Below are 25,929 nucleotides of genomic sequence, written 5' to 3'. Positions count from 1 at the left end.
ATGCGGATAGCACGCCTGATTCGCTCCCGCTGGCTGTGGCTGGCGGGAGCGCTTCTCGTTTCAGGGGGGCTGATTGTCGTCGCTGACCGCGTGTGGCCGTTGCCCCTGAAAGAGGTCAACCCAGCGCGAGTGGTGGTGGATGAGCAGGGTGTTCCGCTGTGGCGTTTTGCCGACAGCGAAGGCATCTGGCGCTATCCGGTTACCATTGAAGAGGTTTCCCCACGCTATCTTGAGGCGCTGATCCAGTATGAAGATCGCTGGTTCTGGGATCACCCGGGCGTCAATCCGCTTTCTGTACTGCGTGCCGCCTGGCAGGATCTCACCTCCGGGAGAGTGGTTTCCGGCGGGAGCACGCTTACCATGCAGGTGGCGCGCCTGCTGGATCCGCATCCGCGTACCTTTGGCGGCAAAATCCGTCAGCTGTGGCGGGCGATGCAGCTGGAGTGGCATCTCTCCAAGCGTGAAATCCTGACGCTGTATCTTAACCGTGCCCCGTTTGGCGGCACGTTGCAGGGCGTGGGCGCGGCAAGCTGGACTTACCTGGGCAAACCGCCGTCTCAGCTAAGCTATTCCGACGCGGCGCTGCTGGCAGTGCTGCCGCAGGCACCCAGCCGTCTGCGCCCGGACCGCTGGCCGGAACGTGCCGAAGCGGCGCGGAACAAAGTGCTCGACCGTATGCTGACTCAGGGTGTCTGGTCTGAGAAGCAGGTGAAAGAGTCCCGTGAAGAGCCGGTCTGGCTGGCTCCCCGGCAGATGCCGCAGCTGGCACCGCTCTTTTCCCGCATGATGCTGAGTAAAAGTCGTGACACAAAAATAGTCACCACGCTGGATGCAGCTTTGCAACGACAGCTTGAAGAGCTGGCAATGAACTGGAAATCACGCCTGCCCGCCCGTAGTTCGCTGGCGATGATCGTCGTGGATCATACATCCATGAAAGTGCGTGGCTGGGTAGGCTCGGTAGATATCAATGATGACAGCCGTTTCAGCCACGTGGATATGGTCAATGCGATCCGATCGCCGGGATCGGTCCTCAAGCCATTCATCTATGGCATGGCGCTGGACGATGGTCTGATCCATCCCGCTTCGTTATTGCAGGATGTGCCAAGAAAAACGGGGGATTATCGTCCGGGCAACTTTGACAGCGGCTTCCATGGGCCGGTCAGTATGAGCGAAGCCCTGGTGCGTTCCCTCAACCTGCCTGCGGTGCAGGTTCTGGAAGCGTACGGCCCAAAACGTTTTGCCGGAATGCTGAGCAACGCGGGATTACCGCTCATTCTGCCTGCGGGGGCACAGCCCAACCTCTCTCTGATCCTGGGGGGCGCAGGCGCACGCCTGGCTGATATCGCTGCCGCCTATAGCGCCTTTGCGCGTCAGGGTAAGGCGGGCCGGCTGCGTTTACAGCCGGGCGATCCGCTGATCGAACGTCCGCTGTTATCGCAGGGGGCGGCGTGGATCATTCGACGCATTCTCGCTAATGAAGCACAGCCCCTGCCGGACAGTGCGTTGCCCCAGGTTGCGCCGCTGGCGTGGAAAACGGGCACCAGCTATGGCTACCGGGATGCCTGGGCCATCGGGCTGAACGCCCGGTATGTCATTGGAATCTGGACCGGACGCCCGGACGGCACGCCCGTTGCCGGGCAGTTTGGTTTCGCCAGCGCGGTACCGCTCCTGAATCAGGTCAATAACATGCTTCAGTCCCGCTCGATGGTGGATGAAGCGCGCCTGCCGCGCGATCCGCGTCCTGCAAGCGTAGGACGGGGCGTGATTTGCTGGCCGGGGGGCCAGTCCCTGCCTGAAGGGAGCGAAAACTGTCGGCGTCGGCTGTCAACCTGGCTGCTGGAAGGCAGTGAACCGCCTACGCTGTTGCTGCCGGAACAGGAAGGTATTCGCGGGATCCGTTTCCCGGTCTGGCTGGATAAAGAAGGCAAACGCGTTGCGGCGGATTGTCCTGATGCGACAGAGAAAGTGCTGGATGTCTGGCCGCTACCGCTGGAGCCCTGGCTGCCTGCTGCTGAAAAACGGGCTGCTCGTCTTCCCGCCCGTTCAGCTATTTGCCCTCCGCTGGATAACCATAATGCGGCGCCGATGATGTTGTCAGGCGTCAGAGAAGGGGCGGTAATTAAACGTCTTCCGGGTGAAAAAAATATGACCCTCAACGTTTCAACCAGCGGCGGGGAGGGACAACGATGGTGGTTTTTGAATGGCGAACCGCTGGACGGGCATCAGAAGAATTATTCACTGCAATTATATTTACCGGGTAAATATCAATTAATTGTATTGGATGAAACAGGACAAACGGCGACGGTGAATTTTGAATTAGATCGCTAAGTGTTACTCCTCAAGAGTTAGCTTGATAATTATCAATATTCGTTCCTGAAAAAAAACGAGAATGCGTTTTTATTTGAAGGAACGAGCAATGAAAAAAAATAAACATCAGGGAGAAGGGCTTATTCCCGCCATATCCCGGCGTCAGTTTATTCAGGCAGGGTCGGCGCTCGCCGCCCTGCCGTTTGTCGTCAAAACCGGCAAAGTACAGGCACAGGGCGCGGCGGTTTCAGACGCTACGCCTGAAGAAAAAGTGGTGCAAACCTGTAGTACGTTTGACTGCGGCGGGAAGTGTGATATTCGTGCTCACGTCAGTGATGGCGTTGTGACCCGAATTTCAACGCGTCCGGATAACGCGCTGGATCCGCAGATGCCAGTAATGCGCGCCTGCGTTCGTGGTCGGGCTTATCGGCAATTTGTTTATCACCCCGATCGACTGAAATATCCAATGAAACGCGTAGGTAAACGTGGCGAAGGAAAATTCGAGCGTATTACCTGGGATGAAGCCACCACCCTCATTGCGAATCAATTAAAAACTATTACGCAAAAATACGGTGCTGCGTCACGCTATGTTCATGTGGGCACCGCAGTGTCCGGCGGGACCTTTTCCGGCGATAAAATGGTTCGTCGTCTGCTCAACTTAACCGGCGGCTATCTCGAAAGCTATCACTCGGTCAGTATGGGTAACACGGCGGCGGCAACACCGTATACCTATGGCACCGCCGCCAGCGGCAGCTCTCTGGACACGCTGCTGGACACCAAACTGGTCATTCTCTGGGGGCATAACCCGACGGAAACCATCTTTGGGCACAGCAACCACTTCTACCAGAAGATGAAGCAAAACGGCACGCGCTTCATTGTTGTCGACCCACGCTATTCCGACACGGTTTCCTCCCTTGCCGATCAGTGGATCCCGCTGCTTCCCACAACAGACAACGCCCTGATGGACGCGATGATGTATGTGATCGTCACGGAGAATCTGCACGATCGCGACTTTATTCAGCGCTACACCCTGGGCTTTGACGAAGACGCTATGCCAGAGGGCGTTCCGGCCAATGAATCCCTGATGGCTTACCTGAGCGGTGCAAAGGATGGCGTGGCGAAAACGCCTGAGTGGGCAGAGAAAATCACCCACGTGCCTGCACAAACTATTCGTCAGCTGGCGCGTGACTACGCAACCACCAAACCCGCCGCGCTGATCCAGGGCTGGGGACCGCAGCGTCACAACTGCGGCGAGCGCACCGCGCGCGGCTCGACGATACTGGCCACGCTAACGGGTAACGTCGGGGTGAAAGGCGGCTGGGCAGCAGGCTATGGCGGCTGCGCAAACCGCAAATTTGCGGCCGGGCCAGAGATGCCGGACAACCCGGTCAACGCCAAAATTTCGGTCATGAACTGGGTCCAGGCCGCGGATGATGCTTCTAAGGTAACCGCGGAAGATGGCCTGAAGGATGCTGAGAAGCTGGACAGCAATATCCGCATCCTGTTCTCGCTGGCGGGCAATTATCTGGCTAACCAGAACCCGGATCTTCATCAGGCAACCCGTGTCCTGGAAGACGAGTCGAAAATCGAGTTTATCGTCGCAAGCGATCTGTTTATGACGCCGAGCGCCAGATACGCCGACCTGCTTTTGCCGGAAACCAGCTTCATGGAACGCTGGAATATCGGCGAAACCTGGGGCACGGCAAGCTATCTGATCCTGTCAGAAAAGCTGATTGAACCTGAATTTGAACGCCGTTCAGACTACGACTGGCTACGGGAGGTCGCTGCTAAGCTTGGCGTCGAGCCAGCGTTCAGCGAGGGCCGTGACGAAAAAGCGTGGATTGAGCACATCTGGGAGCAGACGCGGCTGTCCATGCCGGATGAAAACCTGCCGGACTTCGCGACGCTACAGAAGACGCGTCAGCATCTTTTCAAAAGCGCGCCGTACGTTGCCTTTGAAGACAACATTCGCGATCCGCAGAATCATCCGTTCCCGACGCCGTCCGGAAAAATTGAGATCTTCTCGAAGCGTCTGTACGACATGCAGCACCCGGAAATTCCGGCGCTGTCGCACTACGTGCCAGCCCATGAAGGGCCGGAAGACGAGCTGGCGAAAACCTTCCCGCTCCAGCTGATCACCTGGAAAGGGAAAAACCGCGCTAACTCCACCCAGTACGCCAACCCGTGGTTAATTGAGGCGCAGCAGCAAAAGCTGTGGATCAACCCGCAGGATGCGCAAAAGCGCGGCATTGCGCAGGGGGATACCGTGCGTATTCATAACGCGCGCGGCATTTGCGAGATCCCGGCGGAGGTCACGCCGCGCATCATTCCAGGCGTGGTGGCCATGCAGGCAGGCGCCTGGTGGCAGCCGGACGCGCAGGGTATCGATAAAGGCGGCTGCGCGAACGTGCTCAGTTCCGCCCGTATTACCGCGCTTGCGAAAGGGAATTCCCATCAAACCATGCTGGTGGAGGTAGCTAAAGCATGAGTCAGTTTAAACATTACGCACCGGTGAGCGACAAACAGCTGGGTTTTTATATCGACTCTTCTCGCTGCTCGGGCTGCAAGGCATGCCAGGTGGCGTGCAAAGATAAAAACAACCTTGAGGTCGGACGTCGTTTCCGTCGCGTTTATGAAGTCAACGGCGGGAGTTTTATCCCGACCGGGCAGGGCGGCGTCAGCAACAACGTTTTTGCCTACACGCTCTCTATTTCCTGTAACCACTGCGCAGACCCTGTCTGCACCAAAAACTGTCCAACCACCGCGATGCATAAGCGTCCGGGGGACGGCATTGTGCGCGTTGATACTGATAAGTGTGTCGGCTGCGGCTACTGCGCATGGTCTTGCCCTTACGGCGCGCCACAGCTCAACGAGCAGACCGGACAGATGTCCAAATGTGATTTCTGCGTGGATCTCCAGGCGAAGGGAGAGCAGCCCGTCTGTGTGGCAACCTGTCCACTCGAAGCGATTAAATTCGGGCCGATTGATGAACTGCGGGCGAAGTATGGTGCGGTCTGTGATGTGAAAGGCTTGCCTGACTCCTCCATCACCAAACCAAACCTGGTGATCAAAGCGCATCAGGGCGCAGAGAAAGAGGGGAAACGTCATGCATGAGTTACCGCTGCTGATTTTTACGCTGTTCCTGCAAGGATCGGTTGGCGTTACGCTGTGGCTGGCGTTCGGAAGCACGCAACGCAGCGCGCTGCTGCCGGCAGCCGGAGCGTTTGTGCTGGCGAGTCTGGGGCTGCTCGCCTCCGCGCTGCACATGGGCTATCCGCTTAATGCTCTTAACGCGCTGCGCCACGTATCCAGCTCCTGGCTGAGCCGTGAGATTATCTTTGCCAGTCTTTATCTTGCGGCGCTTGGCTTCGCAACGCTGCTGATGTTTGTCAAAAAGCCAGGCTGGAAGCCACTGTTGGTTGTGGCAGGTCTGGTTGGTTTAGTCGACGTGTTCTGCATGGCGCAGATCTACATGCACGCATCTGTGGTGACATGGCAGCACGTAAACACGCTGGTGCTGTTTTTCGGTTCGGTGGGGATTATCGGCTCAGCCTGCATGGCCGTTGGGACGCGTTCCCAGACTACCGTGCGTGCGGCGGTTGTCATTATCACGCTGCTGGTGCTTGTACGTCTGGTGATGCAGCCCGTCTGGCTGGCAGATATTACGGCTATGGACAACACCGTGGTGACGTTCCCTCACGCACCGCTACAGATGCTGGAGCAACTGCGAACCGTTCATCTGCTGAGCTGGTGCGTATCCGTTGCGGGTATGCTGTGCTTTGCTGCGGGCGGTCTGAAAGCGGCGCGATCTCCCATGCTGCTGGGAAGCGCATTGCTGATTGTCGGTGAGCTGATGCTGCGCTTCGTTTTCTTCAGTATTGGCTGATGAGTGGATTGACCTTTGCCCCGGCGATGGACGTGACGCATGCGTGCGTCCGTCGCCGTTTTCGCCACGCTTCCTGCCTCGCCTGCGCGGACGTCTGTCCTGTGCAGGCTTTTACTTTTACCGACTCAAGCGTCTCGGTTGATGACAGCCGCTGTATTGAATGCGGTGACTGCCTGTTCGTCTGCCCCGCTGAGGCCATCACCGGCATCACGCCGCGAAAACGCTTTCTGTGTGGCGATACGCTTGTTGGGCCGTTTACTGACCGTGCGCCAGGGGTGAATGAGCTTCTGCTGTGGCACGCGCAGCACCACGTTCGTTTTATCAGTATCGACGCGGAGCAGAATCCTGACTGGTTGCTGGCGATTGCCCGGCTGAATCTGGCGCTTCGTCGACGCGGTGAAGCGGCGTGGGCGTTTAAACATATACCCGTCAACGAGGTTAATACCGCCCGGCGTGCGCTGATGCACGTTCCCCGTGAGGATGTCCGGGCCTGTAGCGTCGTGCCCGGTCAGCGTAAACTGCGCAGGGCGTTTTCTGCGTTTAGCGAGGCAGAGATAACTCTCGATGCCAAATCCTGCATACTGTGCGGCGCGTGCTGGCGAAGTTGTACGGAAAACGCGATTCGGTTTGAGAACGCTGAACTGGTCGTGGAAACCGGACGCTGTACGGGGTGCGGCGGCTGCGAAGCGGTATGCCAGCATGCGGCGATAAACGTGACGCAAACAGACGGGGTAGGGAAAAGCGTGACCATACCGGCATATGAAGCCGTTTGCCTGACGTGCCACCGTCATTTCTGGTCATTTAGGTCTGATGAAAAGCAGTGTCCGCTCTGTTTTCATCATCAACACGGTATGCGAAATACGAGCTGTTGCTAATCTTCGTCTCATTTTAAAAAAATGTTATGCATAACCATAGGCAATGGCGCTATTGCTCTTTATAATCCGCGCCACACCATACTCAGGTATGCAAAAACAACAGAACATTTTACAGAGGTTATCAATGGCTATTGAACGTACTTTTTCCATCATCAAACCAAACGCGGTGGCAAAAAACGTTATTGGCAGCATCTTCGCTCGCTTTGAATCAGCAGGGTTTAAGATCGTTGGCACCAAAATGCTGCACCTGACCGTTGAGCAGGCTCGCGGTTTTTACGCTGAGCACGAAGGTCGCCCATTCTTTGATGGTCTGGTCGAGTTCATGACCTCTGGCCCAATCGTGGTATCCGTACTGGAAGGCGAAAACGCGGTACAGCGTCACCGCGATCTGCTGGGTGCAACCAACCCGGACAACGCGCTGGCAGGTACTCTGCGCGCCGACTATGCAGACAGCTTCACCGAGAACGGCACCCACGGTTCCGACTCTGTTGAATCTGCTGCGCGCGAAATCGCGTTCTTCTTCGCTGAAGGCGAAGTGTGCCCGCGCACTCGCTAATAATTTCGTAAATGCCGCGTGCAAACGTGGCATCCCTGCGCCAGACTTTGTACAATGCAACGCCCCGGACGAGCAGACTGCTTACCGGGGCGTTTCTTTTCAACCCACCAAGGGCCACAACGTGTAACAACGAGGCCGGAAAAAATTATGTCTGAATTAGTGAATACCTCCGAAGTCGCCATTCCTGCGGTTCCCAATAAAAATGGAAAAATTAACCTGCTGGACCTGAACCGTCAGCAGATGCGCGAGTTCTTTAAAGAGATGGGCGAGAAGCCATTTCGTGCCGATCAGGTCATGAAATGGATGTACCACTATTGCAGCGACAACTTTGATGACATGACGGACATCAACAAAGTGCTGCGCAATAAGCTTAAAGAAGTGGCGGAAATCCGCGCACCGGAAGTGGTGGAAGAGCAGCGCTCTTCAGATGGCACCATCAAGTGGGCCATTGCCGTTGGCGATCAGCGCGTTGAAACCGTGTATATCCCGGAAGACGATCGCGCCACGCTGTGCGTCTCTTCTCAGGTGGGCTGTGCGCTGGAGTGCAAATTCTGCTCTACGGCGCAGCAGGGCTTTAACCGTAACCTGCGCGTGTCGGAAATCATCGGCCAGGTCTGGCGTGCCGCGAAAATCGTGGGCGCGGCGAAAGTCACCGGTACACGTCCAATCACCAACGTGGTGATGATGGGGATGGGTGAACCGCTGCTCAACCTGACCAACGTCGTTCCGGCGATGGAAATCATGCTCGACGATTTCGGTTTTGGTCTGTCCAAGCGCCGCGTTACGCTCTCTACTTCCGGCGTTGTGCCTGCGCTGGACAAACTGGGCGACATGATTGACGTTGCGCTGGCCATCTCCCTTCACGCGCCAAACGACGCCATCCGTGACGAAATTGTGCCGATCAACAAAAAGTACAATATCGAAACCTTCCTGGCTGGCGTGCGCCGTTACCTGGAGAAATCTAACGCGAACCAGGGCCGCGTGACCATTGAGTACGTGATGCTGGATCATGTTAACGACGGTACCGAACATGCACATGAGCTGGCTGAACTGCTGAAAGATACGCCATGTAAGATCAACCTGATCCCATGGAACCCGTTCCCGGGCGCGCCGTATGGCCGTAGCTCGAACAGCCGTATCGATCGCTTCTCAAAAGTGCTGATGGAGTATGGTTTCACCACCATCGTTCGTAAAACGCGTGGCGATGATATCGACGCAGCCTGTGGTCAGCTGGCGGGTGACGTTATTGACCGTACCAAACGTACGCTGCGTAAGCGCATGCAGGGTGAGTCAATCGCGGTCAAAACCGTTTGATTATTATGCAGACACGGCGCGTTTTTTGCGCCGTGAAGCATTAATTTACTGAATATTCAGTCACAATCATTATGACTGATTAATAATTACGGTGCGTTTCATACGACTTTCGGGCAGTATGTAACGACGTAACAACAGTTTAGCGTGAAGGCCTGCCAGCGCTGTCATCTGCGGCCCGACAGTCTTATACTGTTTGTTCCAGGTTAACTGACCTAAAGTTTCGCGGTGCGGGTGGCATTGTGACTCACCGGCACCTGAACCCTTATTTTCACGTACCAGTAGTTGTAGCGAATGAATACTGAAGCCACTCACGATCAAAATGCAGCACTCTCCACTGGCGTTCGTCTTCGCAACGCCCGTGAACAACTCGGACTCAGCCAGCAAGCCGTTGCAGAACGCCTGTGCCTGAAGGTTTCCACCGTTCGCGATATTGAAGAAGATAAGGCACCCGCCGATCTGGCTTCAACGTTTCTGCGCGGTTATATCCGTTCTTACGCCAAACTGGTTCATATCCCTGAAGACGAATTACTGCCGATGATGGAGAAGCAGGCGCCTGTGCGTGCGGCAAAAGTTGCGCCGATGCAGAGCTTCTCTCTGGGTAAACGTCGTAAAAAACGCGATGGCTGGCTGATGAGCTTTACCTGGCTGGTCCTGTTCGTGGTTGTCGGCCTGACGGGCGCATGGTGGTGGCAAAACCACAAAGCGCAGCAGGAAGAGATCACGACGATGGCCGATCAGTCCTCCGCTGAGCTCAATCAGTCTGGTAATAACGGCGCGCAAAGCGTGCCGCTGAGCACCGAAGGAGCTGCGACCTCCAGCGAACCTCAGGCGGCAGCAAGCAGCACGCCTGCAACCGAGCCAGCGACGACGCCAGAAGCGACGGCGAATACTGCACCAGCCACCCAGGCCCAGGATCAAAACGCGGTCGTATCACCTTCACAGGCCAATGTTGATACCGCCCCTGCGGCAACGGCACCGGCAGATAACACCGCGGCGTCACTGCCAACTGACCCGGCGGGTACGGCGGCACCTGCCGTTGACCCGAATGCGCTGGTGATGAATTTCACGGCGGATTGCTGGCTGGAAGTGACTGATGCGACAGGTAAAAAGCTGTTCAGCGGCCTGCAACGTAAAGATGGCACGTTAAATCTAACGGGCCAGGCACCTTACAAGCTTAAAATCGGCGCACCGGCAGCGGTACAGATCCAGTATCAAGGAAAACCTGTCGATCTGAGCCGCTTTATCAGAACTAACCAGGTTGCGCGTCTTACCGTTAATGCCGAACAATCAGCAGCACAGTAACAGACGGGCAATGCGGGAGATTTTACATGCATAACCAGGCTCCTATTCAACGTAGAAAATCGAAACGGATTTACGTTGGGAACGTGCCAGTCGGCGATGGGGCGCCTATCGCCGTCCAGTCGATGACCAATACGCGTACTACGGATGTAGAAGCGACGGTCAATCAAATCAAAGCATTAGAACGCGTAGGCGCGGACATTGTTCGCGTCTCTGTACCGACCATGGATGCCGCCGAGGCGTTCAAACTGATCAAGCAGCAGGTGAGCGTTCCGCTGGTTGCCGATATTCACTTCGATTACCGTATCGCGCTGAAAGTCGCTGAATATGGTGTCGATTGCCTGCGTATTAACCCAGGCAACATCGGCAACGAAGAGCGCATTCGCATGGTGGTTGACTGCGCCCGCGACAAAAACATTCCAATCCGTATCGGCGTGAACGCTGGCTCTCTGGAAAAAGATCTCCAGGAAAAGTACGGTGAGCCGACGCCGCAGGCGCTGCTCGAATCCGCAATGCGTCACGTCGATCATCTGGATCGCCTTAACTTCGATCAGTTTAAAGTGAGCGTGAAAGCGTCTGACGTCTTCCTGGCCGTTGAATCGTATCGTCTGCTGGCAAAACAGATCGATCAGCCGCTCCACCTTGGGATCACCGAGGCGGGCGGTCTGCGAAGCGGTTCGGTAAAATCGGCGATTGGTCTCGGCCTGCTGCTCTCTGAAGGCATCGGCGACACGTTACGCGTCTCCCTGGCCGCCGATCCGGTGGAAGAGATCAAAGTCGGTTTCGACATCCTGAAATCACTGCGTATCCGCGCGCGTGGGATCAACTTCATTGCCTGCCCAACCTGTTCACGTCAGGAGTTTGACGTGATCGGCACCGTGAATGCTCTGGAGCAGCGCCTGGAAGACATCATCACCCCAATGGACGTTTCCATCATCGGCTGCGTGGTGAACGGTCCGGGTGAAGCGCTGGTGTCCACGCTGGGCGTTACCGGCGGTAACAAGAAAAGTGGTCTCTATGAAGATGGCGTTCGTAAAGATCGTCTGGATAATAGTGATATGATCGACCAGCTCGAAGCCCGGATTCGCGCGAAAGCGACGATGATGGACGAAGCGAAGCGCATCAGCGTTCAGCAGGTTGAAAAATAACGTGATGGGAAGCAGGCTGCTTCCCATGTATGATTGAACCCATTCTTTGGGTTCTTTTTTGTATATAGAAAGAGAATAAACGTGGCAAAAAACATTCAAGCCATCCGCGGCATGAACGATTATCTGCCTGGCGAAACCGCCATCTGGCAGCGCATTGAAGGCACACTGAAGCAGGTGCTCGGCAGCTACGGTTACAGCGAAATTCGTTTGCCGATTGTAGAGCAGACCCCGTTATTCAAACGCGCGATCGGCGAAGTAACCGACGTGGTTGAAAAAGAGATGTACACCTTTGAGGACCGCAACGGCGACAGCCTGACTCTGCGTCCTGAGGGGACGGCGGGTTGCGTACGCGCCGGCATCGAACATGGTCTCCTGTACAATCAGGAGCAGCGCCTGTGGTATATCGGCCCGATGTTCCGCCACGAACGTCCGCAAAAAGGCCGCTACCGTCAGTTCAACCAGCTTGGCGTGGAAGTGTTTGGTCTGCAAGGACCAGATATCGATGCCGAACTGATTATGCTTACTGCCCGCTGGTGGCGTGCGCTCGGTATTTCTGAGCACGTTTCTCTGGAGCTGAACTCTATCGGTTCTCTGGAAGCGCGTGCGAACTATCGCGATGCGCTGGTGGCGTTCCTGGAACAGCACAAAGAGAAGCTCGACGAAGACTGTAAGCGTCGTATGTACAGCAACCCGCTGCGCGTACTCGATTCCAAAAATCCTGACGTACAGGCGCTGCTGAACGATGCGCCAGCGCTGGGTGACTACCTGGATGAGGATTCCCGCGAACACTTTGCCGGCCTGTGCAAGCTGCTTGAAGCGGCGGGCATTGCTTATACCGTTAACCAGCGTCTGGTGCGCGGTCTGGACTACTACAACCGCACCGTATTTGAGTGGGTCACCACCAGCCTCGGTTCGCAGGGCACCGTCTGTGCCGGCGGTCGTTATGACGGTCTGGTCGAACAACTGGGTGGTCGCGCAGCACCGGCTGTAGGCTTCGCGATGGGCCTTGAGCGACTTGTTTTGCTGGTTCAGGCAGTTAATCCGGAATTTAAAGCCGATCCTGTTGTCGATATATACCTGGTGGCCTCAGGTGCGGATACGCAGTCTGCGGCGATGCAGCTTGCCGAACGCGTGCGCGATGCGCTGCCGGACGTTAAGCTGATGACCAACCACGGCGGCGGCAACTTTAAAAAACAGTTTGCTCGTGCCGATAAGTGGGGCGCAAGTATCGCACTGGTGCTGGGTGAGTCCGAAGTGGCCAACGGCGAAGTGGTAGTTAAAGACCTGCGCTCTGGTGAGCAAACTACGGTAACGCAGGATGGCGTTGCGGCGCACTTGCGCACTCTATTGGGCTAAGGAGAAGGACTGCGTGGAAATTTACGAGAACGAACACGACCAGGTTGATGCGGTTAAGCGCTTCTTTGCTGAAAACGGCAAGGCACTGGTTGTAGGGGTTATTTTAGGTGTTGGTGCGCTGGTAGGCTGGCGTTACTGGAACAATCATCAGGCTGACTCTGCTCGCGGTTCGTCCCTGAACTACGAAAATACCGTTAGCGCAATCCGTGCCGATCAGCCGCAAACGCTGACGGCTGCGGAGAAATTTGCCGCTGACAACAAAAACACCTACGGCGCGCTGGCTGCGCTGGAAGTGGCTCAGCAGTATGTTGATAAAAACGAACTGGACAAAGCCGCTGCGCAACTGTCTCAGGGGCTTGCTGCTGCCAGTGACGAAAATCTGAAAGCGGTGATCAATCTGCGTCTGGCGCGTATCCAGGTTCAGCAGAAAAAAGCCGACGACGCGCTGAAAACGCTTGATACCATCAAAGGCGAAGGCTTTGCCGCTATTGTTGCCGATCTTCGCGGTGAAGCACTGCTGAGTAAAGGTGATAAAGCGGGCGCGCGTAAAGCGTGGCAAGCTGGCGTGGATAGTAAAGCTTCACCTGCGCTGAGCGAAATGATGCAGATGAAAATAAATAATTTGTCCGTCTGAGAGGGACCCAATGCAATTGCGTAAATTACTTCTGCCAGGACTGCTTTCTGTTACGTTATTGAGTGGTTGTTCACTGTTCAGTGGCGAAGAAGACGTTGTTAAAATGTCCCCGCTGCCGACGGTTGAAAACCAGTTCACCCCATCCACCGCCTGGGACACCTCCGTGGGTGATGGTATTGGCGATTTTTATTCCAACCTGCACCCGGCATTTGCTGACGGCGTTGTCTATGCGGCCGATCGCAAAGGCACCGTTAAAGCGCTGAACGCTGATGACGGAAAAGAAGTGTGGTCCATTAACCTGGCGGAAAAAGACGGCTGGTTCTCCCGTAAACCTGCACTGCTTTCTGGCGGCCTGACCGTTGCTGGCGGTCACGTGTATGTGGGCAGCGAAAAAGCGCAGGTTTACGCGCTGAATGCCAGCGACGGTTCGGTTGCATGGCAGACCACCGTTGCCGGTGAATCCTTGTCGCGTCCGGTTGTCAGCGACGGCCTGGTGCTGATCCATACCAGCAACGGCCAGTTGCAGGCGCTGAACGAAGCCGATGGTCTGGTAAAATGGACGGTTAACCTGGATATGCCAGCGCTGTCTCTGCGTGGCGAATCTGCTCCGGCGACCGCCTTTGGCGCCGCCATTGTGGGCGGTGACAACGGCCGTGTCAGCGCGGTACTGATGCAGCAGGGCCAGATGATCTGGCAGCAGCGTATTTCCCAGGCGACCGGTTCAACTGAAATTGACCGTCTGAGTGACGTGGACACCACGCCAGTTATCGTCGACGGTGTGGTTTACGCGCTGGCGTACAACGGCAACCTGACGGCGCTGGACCTGCGTAGCGGCCAGATCATGTGGAAACGTGAGCTGGGTTCCGTGAACGATTTCATCGTCGACGGCAACCGTATTTATATGGTGGATCAGAACGACCGTCTGCTGGCGCTGAGCACCGAAGGTGGCGTGACGCTGTGGACGCAGAGCGATCTGCTGCACCGTCTGCTGACCGCACCGGCACTGTATAACGGCAGCCTGGTGGTGGGCGACAGCGAAGGCTATATGCACTGGATCGATCCAGAGAATGGTCGCTTCGTGGCACAGCAGAAAGTGGATAGCTCAGGCTTCCTGACGGAGCCCGTTGTGGCTGACGGCAAACTGCTGATTCAGGCAAAAGACGGCACGCTGTACGCGATCACGCGTTAATTACACGGCGGTTGTAGTATACTAAACGGCTCCTGTTCACTCAGGAGCCGTTTTGACATTTTTAAAAACGCTGCGAAAGCGACGTTATTTTGAATTTTATGAGGCTTCAAACATGGTACCTGTGGTCGCGCTTGTCGGGCGCCCTAACGTTGGAAAATCCACTCTTTTTAACCGTTTAACACGCACCCGTGATGCGCTGGTTGCGGATTTCCCGGGGCTGACGCGTGACCGTAAGTACGGTCGTGCAGAGGTGGAAGGACGCGAGTTCATCTGTATCGATACCGGGGGTATTGACGGTACGGAAGACGGCGTAGAAACCCGCATGGCAGAGCAATCTCTGCTGGCTATCGAAGAAGCGGATGTGGTTCTGTTTATGGTGGATGCTCGCGCTGGCCTGATGCCCGCGGATTCTGCTATCGCTAAACATCTGCGTTCACGCGAAAAGCCAACCTTCCTGGTGGCGAACAAAACTGACGGCATCGATGCCGATCAGGCTGTTGCGGATTTCTGGTCTTTAGGCCTGGGCGATATTTATCCTATCGCGGCCTCGCATGGTCGTGGCGTTACCAGCCTGCTGGAAACCGTTCTGCTGCCGTGGGTAGATGAAGTGAACCCGCCGGAAGAGGTGGACGAGGACGCTGAATACTGGGCGCAGTTTGAAGCCGGAGAGGAAGGCGAGGAAGAGCCGGAAGACGACTTCAACCCGCAGGATCTGCCTATCAAGCTGGCTATCGTGGGTCGCCCAAACGTAGGTAAGTCTACGCTTACTAACCGTATTCTCGGTGAAGAGCGCGTGGTGGTTTACGACATGCCAGGCACAACGCGTGACAGCATTTACATTCCAATGCAGCGCGATGAACGTGAGTACGTACTTATCGACACCGCAGGGGTGCGTAAGCGCGGGAAAATCACCGATGTGGTGGAAAAATTCTCGGTGATCAAAACCCTTCAGGCGATTGAAGACGCCAACGTGGTGCTGCTGGTCATCGACGCACGTGAAGGTATCTCCGATCAGGATCTCTCTCTGCTCGGCTTTATCCTCAATAGTGGGCGCTCGCTGGTTATCGTCGTCAACAAGTGGGACGGTTTGAGCAATGAAGTGCGCGAGCAGGTGAAAGAGACGCTGGACTTCCGTCTGGGCTTTATCGACTTTGCCCGCGTTCACTTCATCTCTGCCCTGCACGGGAGTGGTGTTGGCAACCTGTTCGAATCCGTTCGTGAAGCCTATGACAGCTCTACCCGCCGTCAGAGCACGGCGATGCTGACCCGTATCATGAACATGGCTGCTGAAGACCACCAGCCGCCGCTGGTGCGCGGTCGTCGCGTGAAGCTGAAATATGCTCACGCCGGGGGGTATAACCCGCCTATCGTGGTGATCCACGGTAACCAGGTGAAGGATCTGCCGGACTCCTACAAACGCTACCTGATGAACTACTTCCGCAAGTCGCTGGACGTGATGGGTACGCCTATCCGTATTCAGTTCAAGGAAGGGGAGAACCCGTTTGCGAATAAACGCAACACCCTGACGCCGAACCAGATGCGTAAGCGTAAGCGTTTGATTAAGCACATTAAGAAAAGCAAATAATTCTTACCGAACTCACTAAAACCCGCGCCTGTCGCGGGTTTTTTTCGCCCATTCAAAAGGCCTGCCTTCCCTGTGTGATGTCAATCACTATTCGCTTTTAACCATGTTTATATCTAAGAAAGTAGACAATCATCGAATTTTCGTCTTAAAGTCCAGGGTTCGGGACTAGACAAAACTAGCGCCTGGTTATCAAATGGTTAACCAACATTTCGCCGCATGTAAAAAATCGATCGGATACGTAACCGTTCGGCGTACATGCTGGTGTTTACAAGCACGACACATACCTTTTCGGGAGAATTATGCAATCCTCTGTTAATCAAAAAGAGAGCCGAACCTTCTTCGGCCATCCTTATCCGCTCGGTTCGCTGTTCTTCACCGAGATGTGGGAGCGTTTTTCGTTTTACGGTATTCGCCCGCTACTGATTCTGTTTATGGCCGCCACCGTGTATGACGGCGGAATGGGCCTGGCGCGTGAAAACGCCTCGGCGATTGTCGGCATCTTTGCCGGCACCATGTACCTCGCTGCGCTGCCGGGCGGCTGGCTGGCGGATAACTGGCTCGGCCAGCAGCGGGCCGTCTGGTACGGTTCGATTTTGATTGCGCTCGGGCACCTGTCGATCGCCCTGTCGGCCATCATGGGCGACAACCTGTTCTTCATCGGCCTGATGTTTATCGTGCTCGGCTCCGGCCTGTTCAAGACCTGTATCTCGGTCATGGTCGGCACCCTGTATAAAAAAGGCGATGCGCGTCGTGACGGCGGTTTCTCGCTGTTCTATATGGGCATCAACATGGGCTCGTTCATTGCCCCTCTGATTTCCGGCTGGCTGATTAAAACCCACGGCTGGCACTGGGGCTTTGGTATCGGTGGTATCGGGATGCTGGTCGCCCTGATTATCTTCCGCGTGTTTGCCGTTCCGGCCATGAAGCGCTACGACAGTGAAGTCGGTCTGGACTCCACCTGGAACAGTCCGGTAGTGAAACGTAACGGCGTGGGTGCCTGGCTGCTGGCGCTGGCTGTGGGTGTTGCAATCATCGTAACGTTGATTGCCCAGGGCGTGATTGTGATTAATCCGGTCGCGGTCGCCAGCGTGCTGGTGTATGTGATTGCCGCCTCCGTCGCGCTCTACTTCATCTATCTGTTCATCTTCGCCGGGCTGAATCGCAAAGAGCGCGCAAGGCTGCTGGTGTGCTTTATTCTGCTGGTCTCCGCCGCGTTCTTCTGGTCCGCGTTCGAGCAGAAGCCAACCTCCTTCAACCTGTTCGCCAACGACTACACTAACCGCATGATCGGTGATTTTGAGATCCCGGCGGTGTGGTTCCAGTCGATCAATGCCCTGTTCATCATTCTGCTGGCCCCGGTATTTAGCTGGGCATGGCCGAAGCTGGCGAGCAAAAACATTCGTCCGAGCAGCATCACCAAGTTCGTGATCGGCATTCTGTGCGCGGCGGCGGGCTTTGGCCTGATGATGCTGGCGGCGCAGAACGTGCTGAGCAACGGTGGGGCAGGGGTTTCTCCGTTCTGGCTGGTGGGCAGTATCCTGATGCTGACGCTCGGGGAACTGTGCCTGAGTCCGATTGGTCTTGCGACCATGACCCTGCTGGCGCCGGAGAGAATGCGCGGCCAGATGATGGGCCTGTGGTTCTGCGCCAGTGCGCTGGGTAACCTGGCTGCGGGGCTGATTGGTGGTCACGTGAAGGCCGACCAGCTGGATATGCTGCCAGACCTCTTTGCCCGTTGCTCCATTGCGCTGCTGATTTGTGCTGCGGTGCTGATCGTCCTCATTGTTCCGGTGCGCCGCATGCTGGAAAATGCGCAGACTAAACCGGCCGCTAACGCCTGATAAACCTCGACCTTGCCGGGGTGGCGTTATGCCCCGGCAATTGACTTAACGAGGTAAGAACATGCTGTTAGGGTTTGTTGGGCTTGGTGCTGTGGTTGAAACGGCTTACTTACCGGCAATACGAAATCTTTTTCCTGATACTCCGCGCTGTTTAGGTTTTGATATTCATCCCGAGAAGCAGCCTGAAGGGGTCACACGTTGCGCGTCGCTCGGTGAACTTCTTTCCCACCCGCTGGATACCCTGTTTATCACCACTTCCTCCCTGTACCATCTCGAGGTACTTGAGCAGGCGCTGGCCTCACCCGCGTCGCGTATTGTGGTAGAAAAACCGATTGTCGCCACGCTGCCCCAAATTGAAAAACTGAAAGCGCTGCTGGCTCAACCGGGAGCCGCCGACCGCGTGCTGGCGCTCGATCACTGGATGGCGCGTCTCGATAGCGTAAAGCAATCACTGGTCGCTCATGTTTCTGACATCGTCAAAATCGAAGGTTTTTTGCAGGAGCCAAGCGGGTATAACGCCGAAGGAGAGCCCATTGCGCTCAACTTCGCCACCGGCGAGCCAGACGCGCGAACGCTTCGCCATCCAGATGGTGTGATTCTGGATATCGGTACGCACGTGCTGGCGATGCTGCGTGAAACGGTGCTTTACCTGGGCGGCAGTGACGATATGACGTTGCAGGTGGTGACAGCAAAAGACCGCCTGGGCCGCGAAATCGCAACGGGCGATCTGACCACGGCGGAAGGCGAGGCGCATTTGCAGGGAAGCATCAGCGGCGTGCCGGTGGACATCTGGCTTAACAAATACGCGGGACCTGCGGGCGGGCAAAAGGGATTACGCTTCCATTTGCGCGACGGGCGTATCGTCAGCCACGACCGACGCGGCGCAGAAGATGTGCTGGAGCTGATTAAGGGTAAAGAAATTCAGCGCTGGCATATTCCCGGTACGATCTACGAGCATTGCCTTGCGGAGCATATTCTGGGGGCAAAAAGTCTCTTTGAACGGGATCCGCACCAGGTGAGCCGCACGACGCGCCGCAGGGTCGAGGAGGTGACGCTGCTGCTGACCTTACAGCAACAGTTGCGTGGCCCGCACTGAACGCGACGTGGTAAAATTATCGCAGACCTGAACGCTTTGAAGGAGTCACCATGACGATTACCTGCCCGGATTGCCAGACACCGCTGGAGCCCCTGAACGGGGTAGCGCACTGCGAAAGTTGTAATAAAGATATCGCGCTCGAAGCCCGCTGCCCGGAGTGTCATCAGCCACTCCAGGTACTAAAAGCCTGCGGTGCGGTGGACTATTTTTGCCAGAACGGCCACGGTCTTATCTCTAAAAAACGCGTGGAGTTTGTTCGGGCCGAAGGTTAATCGCACACGCAGCCTTCACCTTTCTGCCACAGTTCCACCAGCGACTCGGGTGCTTCCTGCTCGGGTACCAGCACGATGATATCGGCGTAGTGCGCCTGATTTTGGCCGGTCCAGATAATCTGGATGCGGAAATAGCGCTGGTCACCGCTGCCGGGGGAAGAGGCTTGCCCGGGCGGCTGGCCGCGCGGGAAAGCCTGCTCAAGAATGCTCACCAGGCGCTGGCGCTGGGCCTCATTAAGCGAGGAGAGCGCAATGGTGCGCTGGCCGCTCAGTTTAGGGATAAAGGCGACGCCGCCTTCCCGGGCCAGCTCAACCACGGCGTCATCCGTCAGTTCCGGAACCTGCATTTACAGCACTCCTACCTGTTCCCAGGCTTGTTTTATAGCCGCCCCAACGTCGCTACCGGAGCGTTTCTCGCCGTGCGCGATCGTCAGTTTTGCGAAAGCGTCAAAATCCGCATCCTGCGCCAGGTTGCGATCGCAAACCGTGTCGTACCAGGCATAACCCGCTTTTTCCCAGGCGTAGCCACCGATCGCCGTTGCGGCCAGGTAAAACGCGCGGTTGGGGATGCCGGAGTTAAGATGCACGCCACCGTTATCCTCGCGCGTCTTGATGAAGTCTTTCATGTGCGCGGGCTGCGGGTCTTTGCCGAGCAGCGGATCGTCGTAGGCGGTACCGGGTTCAGACATGGAACGTAGCCCTTTGCCGTTAATCCCCGCTGCCAGCAGCCCTTCACCAATGAGCCAGTCTGCTTTATCGGCGGTTTGCTTAAGATGGTATTGCTTCACCAGCGAGCCGAACACGTCTGATAAGGACTCGTTCAGCGCGCCCGACTGCTCAAAATAGATCAGTCCGGCTTCGGTCTCGGTCACGCCGTGGCTCAGCTCATGCGCCACCACGTCGATGGCAATGGTGAAGCGGTTGAAGATTTCTCCGTCACCGTCGCCAAAGACCATCTGCTGGCCGTTCCAGAAGGCGTTCTGATATTCCCGGCCATAGTGCACGGTGCCGGTGAGGATCAGCCCTTTGTTATCGAGCGAATCGCGCTGATATTCTTTCCAGAAGAAATCATGGGTGATACCCAGATAATCGTACGCTTCATCCACCGCCACATCGCCGTTGGAGGGCTGGCCTTCATAGCGCACCTGGCTACCCGGCAGCTCCTGGGTCTGTTTCGCATCGTAGATGTCACGCTCAAGCTGACCGGCTTTATTCACATGCGGCGCGGCGGGTTTGCCCGGCATATGGGCCATCAGCGTCTGGACGTGGGTTAAGGTCTGACGGGCGCAGCGCTGCTGCGGCTCAGAACCGCTTTCGATAATTCGACGAAGAATATACGGAGGGATGACGCTATGAAGATGGGGCATGCTGCTCTCCTTATTAAAAAAGGCAATAGCAGCAGTATAGTTTGTAACCGGCGAAGATTTATCCGCTTTTACGCTGGCGCGTTTTTTTCACCGGTTTGATCTCTTTCACCTCACTCTCGACCCAGCCGTCAGAAAGCCGGGTGGTGAGCACATCCCCGGCTTTAACCTGTTTCGTTTGTTTCAGCACTTTGCCGTCCGTCGCGGTGGTCACACTATAGCCGCGAGCCAGCGTGGAGAGCGGGCTGACGGCTTCCAGATGGGTGACCGCATTGCCAAAACGCTCGCGGGTGGCGCTCAGGCGTGAGCGGATATTTTCCGCGAGGCGGAACTCAAGCTGCTGGATCCGCGTTTGCGCGCGATAAATCTTCGGCTGCGGATTCTGCTGGTTCAGACGCTGCGTCGTGCGCTGCTGGCGCGATACCGCCCGCTTAAGCTGGTTATCCAGCGCGAAGTTCATCCGCTGACGCAGACGTTCCAGCACGGTTTGCTGACGCGCCAGACGCAATTGCGGATGCTGCTGTTGCAGACGATGGTGAAGCTGGGTAAAGCGGCGGGTACGGTTGGCGAGGAAGTAGTCCATCGCCATCTCCAGGCGCTGCTGCCCGTTCTGGATCTGACGCAGCAGCTCCAGCTGGTTACGGCTGACCACCTCTGCCGCCGCGGACGGCGTGGGCGCGCGTAAATCCGCGACAAAATCGGCAATCGTCACATCCGTTTCGTGACCGACGGCACTTACCACCGGGATAAGGCTGGCAAAGATTGCCCGCGCCACGCGCTCGTCGTTAAAGCTCCAAAGGTCTTCCAGCGAGCCGCCGCCGCGCCCAACGATTAATACATCACACTCCTGACGGGCATTTGCCAGTTCAATCGCGCGCACGATCTGCCCCGGCGCATCGTCACCCTGAACGGCAGTTGGGTAAATAATGACGGGCAGGGAAGGGTCACGGCGCTTCAGGACGTGCAAAATATCGTGCAGGGCCGCACCGGTTTTCGAGGTGATAACCCCAACGCAGTGGGCAGGTGAGGGCAGGGGCTTTTTAAACTGCTGGTCGAACAATCCCTCAGCCGAAAGCATGGCTTTTAGCTGCTCGTACTTCTGCTGCAATAAGCCTTCACCGGCGGGCTGCATGCTCTCGACGATAATCTGATAATCGCCGCGCGGCTCATACAGGGTAATATTGGCGCGAACCAGAACCTGCTGGCCATGCTGAGGACGGAACGTCACGCGACGGTTGCTGTTGCGGAACATCGCGCAGCGCACCTGAGCGGTGTCGTCTTTCAGCGTAAAGTACCAGTGACCGGAAGCAGGCTGCGTGAAGTTAGAGATTTCACCGCTGATCCAGACCTGTCCCATTTCCTGCTCAAGCAGCAAACGCACCGTCTGATTAAGGCGGCTGACAGTATAAATTGAGGGGGATTGAGAGGATAACATGTGAGCGGGATCAAATTCTAAATCAGCAAGTTATTCAGTCGATAGTAACCTGCTGAGAGGTGAGCGCAAGCATTTTTTTCAAAAAAGTGTGGATGCAATCGGTTACGCTCTGTATAATGCCACGGCAATATTTAACCACCCAGGTCAGAGATATTGCCCATGCTACGTATCGCTAAAGAAGCACTGACGTTTGACGACGTCCTCCTCGTTCCCGCTCACTCCATCGTTCTGCCGAATACTGCCGACCTCAGCACGCAGTTGACGAAAACCATTCGTCTGAACATTCCTATGCTCTCCGCAGCAATGGACACCGTGACTGAAGCGCGTCTGGCTATCGCCCTGGCACAGGAAGGCGGCATTGGCTTTATCCACAAAAACATGTCTATCGAGCGTCAGGCGGAAGAAGTTCGCCGCGTGAAGAAGCATGAATCCGGTATCGTGTCCGATCCTCAGACCGTTCTGCCAACCACCACGCTGCACGAAGTGAAAGCCCTGACCGAGCGTAACGGCTTTGCAGGCTATCCGGTAGTCACTGAAGACAACGAACTGGTGGGTATCATTACCGGTCGTGACGTGCGTTTCGTGACTGACCTGAACCAGCCTGTCAGCGTCTACATGACGCCAAAAGAGCGTCTGGTGACCGTGCGTGAAGGCGAAACCCGCGACGTGGTGCTGGCGAAAATGCACGAAAAACGCGTTGAGAAAGCGCTGGTTGTGGACGCGAACTTCCACCTGCGCGGCATGATCACCGTTAAAGATTTCCAGAAAGCAGAACGTAAACCGAACGCCTGTAAAGACGAGCATGGCCGTCTGCGCGTCGGCGCTGCGGTTGGCGCAGGTGCGGGTAACGAAGAGCGCGTTGACGCGCTGGTTGCTGCGGGCGTTGACGTGCTGCTGATTGACTCCTCCCACGGCCACTCCGAAGGCGTTCTGCAACGTATTCGTGAAACCCGTGCTAAATACCCGGATCTCCAGATCATCGGCGGTAACGTAGCAACCGGCGCAGGCGCTCGCGCGCTGGCGGAAGCGGGTTGCAGCGCGGTGAAAGTGGGTATCGGTCCTGGCTCTATCTGTACCACCCGTATCGTCACCGGCGTAGGCGTGCCGCAGATCACCGCGGTTTCTGACGCGGTTGAAGCGCTGGAAGGTACCGGTATTCCGGTAATCGCGGACGGCGGTATCCGTTTCTCTGGCGACATCGCCAAAGCGATCGCCGCAGGTGCCGCAGCCGTGATGGTGGGCTCCATGCTGGCCGGTACCGAAGAATCCCCGGGTGAAATCGAACTCTACCAGGGGCGTTCTTATAAATCCTACCGCGGTATGGGCTCCCTGGGCGCGATGTCTAAAGGTTCCTCTGACCGTTACTTCCAGACCGATAACGCTGCTGACAAACTGGTGCCGGAAGGTATTGAAGGCCGCGTGGCGTATAAAGGCCGCCTGAAAGAGATCATTCACCAGCAGATGGGCGGCCTGCGCTCCTGTATGGGGCTGACCGGCTGTGGTACCATTGACCTGCTGCGTACCAAAGCGGAATTCGTACGCATCAGCGGTGCGGGTATCCAGGAGAGCCACGTTCACGACGTGACGATCACCAAAGAGTCCCCGAACTACCGTCTGGGCTCCTGATAAATTTCCGCGCCCGGCTCAATGCCGGGCGCTTTGTTTTGTTTCACTTGCCTCGGAATTAGCGTCAATGACGGAAAACATTCATAAACATCGCATTCTCATCCTGGACTTTGGTTCTCAGTACACTCAGCTGGTGGCGCGCCGCGTGCGTGAACTGGGCGTTTACTGTGAGCTGTGGGCGTGGGATGTCACGGAAGCACAGATTCGCGAGTTCAATCCAAGCGGCATCATCCTGTCCGGCGGCCCGGAAAGCACTACCGAAGAGAACAGCCCGCGTGCGCCGCAGTACGTGTTCGAAGCGGGCGTACCGGTGTTCGGCGTTTGCTACGGCATGCAGACCATGGCGATGCAGCTGGGCGGCCACGTAGAAGGCTCTAACGAGCGTGAGTTCGGCTACGCACAGGTTGAAGTCGTCACCGACAGCGCGCTGGTGCGCGGTATCGAAGACTCCCTGACCGCAGACGGCAAACCGCTGCTGGACGTGTGGATGAGCCACGGCGACAAAGTCACCGCTATCCCGTCCGACTTCGTGACCGTTGCCAGCACTGAAAGCTGCCCGTTCGCCATCATGGCGAACGAAGAAAAACGCTTCTACGGCGTGCAGTTCCACCCGGAAGTGACCCACACCCGTCAGGGTATGCGCATGCTGGAGCGCTTCGTGCGTGACATCTGCCAGTGTGAAGCCCTGTGGACCCCGGCAAAAATCATCGACGATGCCGTGGAGCGTATCCGCCAGCAGGTTGGCGATGACAAAGTGATCCTCGGCCTCTCCGGCGGCGTGGACTCCTCCGTGACCGCGATGCTGCTGCACCGCGCCATCGGTAAAAACCTGACCTGCGTCTTCGTGGACAACGGTCTGCTGCGTCTGAACGAAGCCCAGCAGGTTATGGACATGTTTGGCGACCACTTCGGTCTGAACATCGTTCACGTGGAAGGCGAGCAGCGCTTCCTGGACGAGCTGAAAGGCGAGAACGATCCGGAAGCGAAACGTAAAATCATCGGTCGCGTGTTCGTGGAAGTGTTCGACGAAGAAGCGCTGAAGCTGGAAGATGTGAAATGGCTGGCGCAGGGCACCATCTACCCTGACGTGATCGAGTCTGCGGCCTCCGCCACCGGTAAAGCGCACGTCATCAAATCTCACCACAACGTGGGCGGCCTGCCGAAAGAGATGAAGATGGGCCTGGTTGAACCGCTGCGTGAGCTGTTCAAAGACGAAGTGCGTAAGATTGGCCTGGAACTGGGTCTGCCGTACGACATGCTCTACCGTCACCCGTTCCCGGGCCCGGGTCTCGGCGTACGCGTGCTGGGCGAAGTGAAGAAAGAGTTCTGCGACCTGCTGCGTCGCGCGGACGCGATCTTCATCGAAGAGCTGCACAAAGCTGACCTGTACAACAAAGTGAGCCAGGCGTTCACCGTGTTCCTGCCGGTTCGCTCTGTCGGCGTGATGGGCGATGGCCGTAAGTACGACTGGGTTGTTTCCCTGCGTGCGGTGGAAACCATCGACTTCATGACCGCGCACTGGGCGCACCTGCCGTATGACTTCTTAGGCCGCGTGTCTAACCGCATCATCAACGAAGTGAACGGCATTTCCCGCGTGGTGTATGACATCAGCGGCAAGCCACCGGCGACGATCGAGTGGGAGTAAGCCCATAACCTTTCCTGCGAAGTTATAAGCAGGTAAGACTGATAAAACCCTCTGATTACAGAGGGTTTTTCTTTTTGGCCGATATCCGGCCCGGCGGTGAACTACTGGCTCATCTGCCGCGATTCACGGCAGCCGATACTGCGTCGCCATGCGCCGGGTGCCTGACCATACTGACGCTTAAAGCTGCGGTTGAAGGACTGCTGAGAGTCAAAGCCCAGCGCGATCGCCACGTTCAGAATCGGTTCATCGCTGTGGGCCAGGCGCTCAACCGATTTTTGCAGCTTTTGCGCGCGAATATATTCGGCGAGAGGGGAGCCGGTATGTTCTTTGAAAAGCCGCTGGAGGTGCCATTTCGAATAGCCGGCTCGCCTGGAGACGGTTTCAATGTCCAGACGGCTATCGAGGTTGTTGTCGATCCAGTCGAGTAAATCGTGAATGAATGCACCCGTGTTCATTTTGCTTCCCCCTACGCCACGCATTAAAAAGCATCTTTGTTTGTTG

At 56.5% G+C, this 25,929-nt stretch carries 22 protein-coding genes; 18 read left to right on the top strand and 4 right to left on the bottom strand.

The genetic code is table 11. From position 1 onward, the window contains the following. The 16 genes from pbpC (at nucleotide 1) to L463_RS02905 (ending at nucleotide 19,358) form a co-directional block, all read left to right on the top strand. Nucleotides 1-2,328, top strand: coding sequence for a peptidoglycan glycosyltransferase PbpC (gene pbpC / locus L463_RS02830; protein WP_023295146.1), 2,328 nt, complete (start codon nucleotides 1-3; stop codon nucleotides 2,326-2,328). An 88-nt stretch (nucleotides 2,329-2,416) separates the two neighbouring features. Next, nucleotides 2,417-4,795, top strand: coding sequence for a DMSO/selenate family reductase complex A subunit (locus tag L463_RS02835; RefSeq protein WP_023295145.1), 2,379 nt, complete (start codon nucleotides 2,417-2,419; stop codon nucleotides 4,793-4,795). After that, nucleotides 4,792-5,421, top strand: a complete 630-nt coding sequence (locus L463_RS02840) for a DMSO/selenate family reductase complex B subunit (protein WP_015572168.1) — start codon at nucleotides 4,792-4,794, stop codon at nucleotides 5,419-5,421. The genes L463_RS02835 and L463_RS02840 overlap by 4 nt, the downstream gene beginning before the upstream one ends. Further along, nucleotides 5,414-6,193: a dimethyl sulfoxide reductase anchor subunit family protein gene (locus L463_RS02845; RefSeq protein WP_032103986.1), complete on the top strand. Its 780-nt coding sequence runs from the start codon at nucleotides 5,414-5,416 to the stop codon at nucleotides 6,191-6,193. Before L463_RS02840 ends, L463_RS02845 begins: the two co-directional genes overlap by 8 nt. Next, complete coding sequence (locus tag L463_RS02850) at nucleotides 6,193-7,068, top strand: 4Fe-4S binding protein (RefSeq protein WP_023295142.1); 876 nt, start codon at nucleotides 6,193-6,195, stop codon at nucleotides 7,066-7,068. Before L463_RS02845 ends, L463_RS02850 begins: the two co-directional genes overlap by 1 nt. Nucleotides 7,069-7,192: 124 nt before the next feature. Next, entirely contained in the window at nucleotides 7,193-7,624 is a 432-nt protein-coding gene (ndk, locus tag L463_RS02855; RefSeq protein ID WP_003860625.1) for a nucleoside-diphosphate kinase, read from the top strand. A gap of 147 nt (nucleotides 7,625-7,771) precedes the next feature. Then, nucleotides 7,772-8,938, top strand: a complete 1,167-nt coding sequence (locus tag L463_RS02860) for a dual-specificity RNA methyltransferase RlmN (protein ID WP_003860623.1) — start codon at nucleotides 7,772-7,774, stop codon at nucleotides 8,936-8,938. A gap of 291 nt (nucleotides 8,939-9,229) precedes the next feature. Beyond that, complete coding sequence (rodZ, locus tag L463_RS02865; protein WP_032649072.1) at nucleotides 9,230-10,240, top strand: cytoskeleton protein RodZ; 1,011 nt, start codon at nucleotides 9,230-9,232, stop codon at nucleotides 10,238-10,240. A gap of 26 nt (nucleotides 10,241-10,266) precedes the next feature. Further along, the gene (gene ispG / locus L463_RS02870) at nucleotides 10,267-11,385 is read left to right on the top strand and encodes a flavodoxin-dependent (E)-4-hydroxy-3-methylbut-2-enyl-diphosphate synthase (protein ID WP_017383528.1); all 1,119 of its coding nucleotides are present in this window, start codon (nucleotides 10,267-10,269) and stop codon (nucleotides 11,383-11,385) included. 81 nt (nucleotides 11,386-11,466) lie between these two features. Then, nucleotides 11,467-12,741 carry a histidine--tRNA ligase gene (gene hisS / locus L463_RS02875; RefSeq protein WP_022649001.1) on the top strand — a complete coding sequence of 425 codons (1,275 nt, stop codon included), beginning with the start codon at nucleotides 11,467-11,469 and terminating at the stop codon, nucleotides 12,739-12,741. A 13-nt stretch (nucleotides 12,742-12,754) separates the two neighbouring features. After that, a complete protein-coding gene (locus L463_RS02880) occupies nucleotides 12,755-13,375 on the top strand; it encodes a YfgM family protein (protein ID WP_017383526.1) in 621 nt (206 codons plus the stop codon). 10 nt (nucleotides 13,376-13,385) lie between these two features. Beyond that, complete coding sequence (bamB, locus tag L463_RS02885) at nucleotides 13,386-14,564, top strand: outer membrane protein assembly factor BamB (protein ID WP_017383525.1); 1,179 nt, start codon at nucleotides 13,386-13,388, stop codon at nucleotides 14,562-14,564. Nucleotides 14,565-14,676: 112 nt separating this feature from the next. Then, entirely contained in the window at nucleotides 14,677-16,149 is a 1,473-nt protein-coding gene (gene der / locus L463_RS02890; RefSeq protein ID WP_022648998.1) for a ribosome biogenesis GTPase Der, read from the top strand. A gap of 299 nt (nucleotides 16,150-16,448) precedes the next feature. Next, complete coding sequence (locus tag L463_RS02895; protein ID WP_015572174.1) at nucleotides 16,449-17,990, top strand: peptide MFS transporter; 1,542 nt, start codon at nucleotides 16,449-16,451, stop codon at nucleotides 17,988-17,990. A 61-nt stretch (nucleotides 17,991-18,051) separates the two neighbouring features. Beyond that, entirely contained in the window at nucleotides 18,052-19,086 is a 1,035-nt protein-coding gene (locus L463_RS02900; RefSeq protein WP_032102799.1) for a Gfo/Idh/MocA family oxidoreductase, read from the top strand. Between the two features lie 50 nt (nucleotides 19,087-19,136). Then, on the top strand, nucleotides 19,137-19,358 hold the full coding sequence (locus L463_RS02905; RefSeq protein WP_015572176.1) for a zinc ribbon domain-containing protein: 222 nt from the start codon (nucleotides 19,137-19,139) through the stop codon (nucleotides 19,356-19,358). On the opposite strand, the gene L463_RS02910 is transcribed toward L463_RS02905, so the two are convergent. The 3 genes from L463_RS02910 to xseA are packed head-to-tail and all read right to left on the bottom strand — an operon-like array spanning nucleotide 19,355 to nucleotide 22,157. Continuing rightward, entirely contained in the window at nucleotides 19,355-19,705 is a 351-nt protein-coding gene (locus tag L463_RS02910) for a protealysin inhibitor emfourin (RefSeq protein WP_006811517.1), read from the bottom strand. The genes L463_RS02905 and L463_RS02910 overlap by 4 nt on opposite strands. Continuing rightward, nucleotides 19,706-20,725: a M4 family metallopeptidase gene (locus tag L463_RS02915; RefSeq protein WP_017383522.1), complete on the bottom strand. Its 1,020-nt coding sequence runs from the start codon at nucleotides 20,723-20,725 to the stop codon at nucleotides 19,706-19,708. Between the two features lie 58 nt (nucleotides 20,726-20,783). Continuing rightward, nucleotides 20,784-22,157 (bottom strand): exodeoxyribonuclease VII large subunit, encoded by a 1,374-nt coding sequence (gene xseA, locus L463_RS02920; protein ID WP_032102796.1) that lies wholly within the window; start codon nucleotides 22,155-22,157, stop codon nucleotides 20,784-20,786. Between the two features lie 159 nt (nucleotides 22,158-22,316). On the opposite strand from xseA, the gene guaB reads away from it, so the two are divergent. Both guaB and guaA read left to right on the top strand, forming a co-directional pair. Next, on the top strand, nucleotides 22,317-23,783 hold the full coding sequence (guaB, locus tag L463_RS02925) for an IMP dehydrogenase (RefSeq protein ID WP_032673275.1): 1,467 nt from the start codon (nucleotides 22,317-22,319) through the stop codon (nucleotides 23,781-23,783). A gap of 67 nt (nucleotides 23,784-23,850) precedes the next feature. Beyond that, nucleotides 23,851-25,428 carry a glutamine-hydrolyzing GMP synthase gene (guaA, locus tag L463_RS02930; protein ID WP_032102795.1) on the top strand — a complete coding sequence of 526 codons (1,578 nt, stop codon included), beginning with the start codon at nucleotides 23,851-23,853 and terminating at the stop codon, nucleotides 25,426-25,428. Between the two features lie 101 nt (nucleotides 25,429-25,529). On the opposite strand, the gene L463_RS02935 is transcribed toward guaA, so the two are convergent. Further along, nucleotides 25,530-25,883, bottom strand: coding sequence for a helix-turn-helix domain-containing protein (locus L463_RS02935; RefSeq protein WP_015572178.1), 354 nt, complete (start codon nucleotides 25,881-25,883; stop codon nucleotides 25,530-25,532). Nucleotides 25,884-25,929 lie beyond the last annotated feature (46 nt).

The sequence above is a fragment of the Enterobacter sp. BIDMC 27 genome, assembly GCF_000534415.1.
Taxonomy (GTDB): Bacteria; Pseudomonadota; Gammaproteobacteria; order Enterobacterales; family Enterobacteriaceae; genus Enterobacter; species Enterobacter hormaechei_C.
This window is presented reverse-complemented; position numbering and strand designations above follow the sequence as displayed.